Origin of the sequence: Paraburkholderia silvatlantica (assembly GCF_003096715.1) — a bacterium.
Classification (GTDB): Bacteria; Pseudomonadota; Gammaproteobacteria; order Burkholderiales; family Burkholderiaceae; genus Paraburkholderia; species Paraburkholderia silvatlantica.
Genome location: NZ_QEOL01000072.1, coordinates 1 through 1,471, shown reverse-complemented (window position 1 = coordinate 1,471; position 1,471 = coordinate 1). Strand labels below are relative to the sequence as shown.

Here is a 1,471-nt window from a genome sequence, read left to right as displayed (position 1 = left end):
CAGCCCTTTCAAGGTCTTTGTGCGTCAAACCTGGTAACCTGGCGGCCTGTTCAAGGATGGCGGGTACGAAGGAATGTTTGACGAGGTGATGAAGCGTTTCGAGCAGCAGGCACCAGTATGCGTGATGGCACGCCTGGCACTGCAAAGAGCCATCGCGCCGCAGTGGGTCGATGAGGTGTTCGCCGAGCACCGGCAGCGACAATATCCACGGGAATTGCTGTTCTCGACAGTGGTGGAACTGATGACGCTGGTGTCGCTTGGATTGAGCCCGTCGCTGCACGCTGCTGCGACGCAAACGAAGCACCTGCCAGTGTCGCTGGCCGCGCTGTACGAGAAGGTCAACCGCACCGAACCTGCGATCCTGCGTGCCCTGGTACAGGGCAGCGCACAGCGTCTGGAGCCGGTGCTGGCAGCATGGCCATGCCAGACCAGCCTGCCCGGCTGGCGTGTGCGTGTGCTTGATGGCAATCACCTGCCGGCCAGTGAGAAACGGTTGTCGGCGCTGCGCGAGCAGCGGGGCGCCGCCTTGCCCGGGCACGCGCTGGTCGTCTACGAGCCGGATCTGGGTCTGGTCACAGATCTGATCGCGATTGAGGACGCACACGCGCAGGAGCGTGCTGCCATGGCCCCGCTGCTCGAATGTGCCGCCCCGGGCGAACTGTGGCTGGCCGACCGGAACTTCTGCACCAGCACGATCCTGCAGGGGTGGCATCAGGCGCAGGCCAGCTTCATCGTGCGCGAACATGGCCGCAACAGCCCTGCGCTTGCCAGTAGTGGTGCCTGGCTGGAAGCTGGGCGCATCGAGACCGGGCAGGTACGTGAGCAACGCATCGACCTGAAGTCAGGGCTGCGGGGCTGGCGACGCATCGAACTGCAACTGGACCAGCCCACCGAGGCGGGCGACACAGTGATCCGGCTGTGGAGCAACCTGCCTGCCGCAGTCGGCGCGAACGAAATTGCCCGGCTGTATCGCAAGCGCTGGCGGATCGAAGGCATGTTCCAGCGACTCGAGTCGGTCATGCACAGCGAGATTCGCACCCTGGGTCATCCACGTGCCGCACTGCTGGGCTTTACCGTCGCGGTGCTGGCGTACAACGTGCTGGCCATGCTCAAGCGTAGCGTGGAGGCAGCGCATGCTGCGGCCGATGAAACACGCTCACCGCCACCGGAGGTCTCGACCTATTACCTTGCCGTGCAGATTCGCAGCCAGTATGAGGGCATGCTCATCGCGCTGCCGCCGGATGAATGGTCGCGCTGGAGCGATGCCACGCCGGATGTGATTGCCGGCAAACTGCTCGAGTTGGCCCGCAGCGTCGATCCGGCCCAGGTACGCACACGCACGCGTGGCCCCAAAACCCGCAAACCTGCTCCATATGTCGAAGGCGCGGTAGCCCGTGCCCATCACAGTACCGCTCGCCTGCTTAAACGCGCTAAAGGCGGGACATCTTGATCAAGACCTTGAAAGGGCTGG

Annotated in this window: 1 protein-coding gene; it reads left to right on the top strand. The window is 63.9% G+C overall.

The annotated features are described in order from the left end of the window. Nucleotides 1-124 precede the first annotated feature (124 nt). Nucleotides 125-1,450: an IS4 family transposase gene (locus C7411_RS36795; protein WP_110389037.1), complete on the top strand. Its 1,326-nt coding sequence runs from the start codon at nucleotides 125-127 to the stop codon at nucleotides 1,448-1,450. The last annotated feature ends 21 nt before the right edge of the window (nucleotides 1,451-1,471 follow it).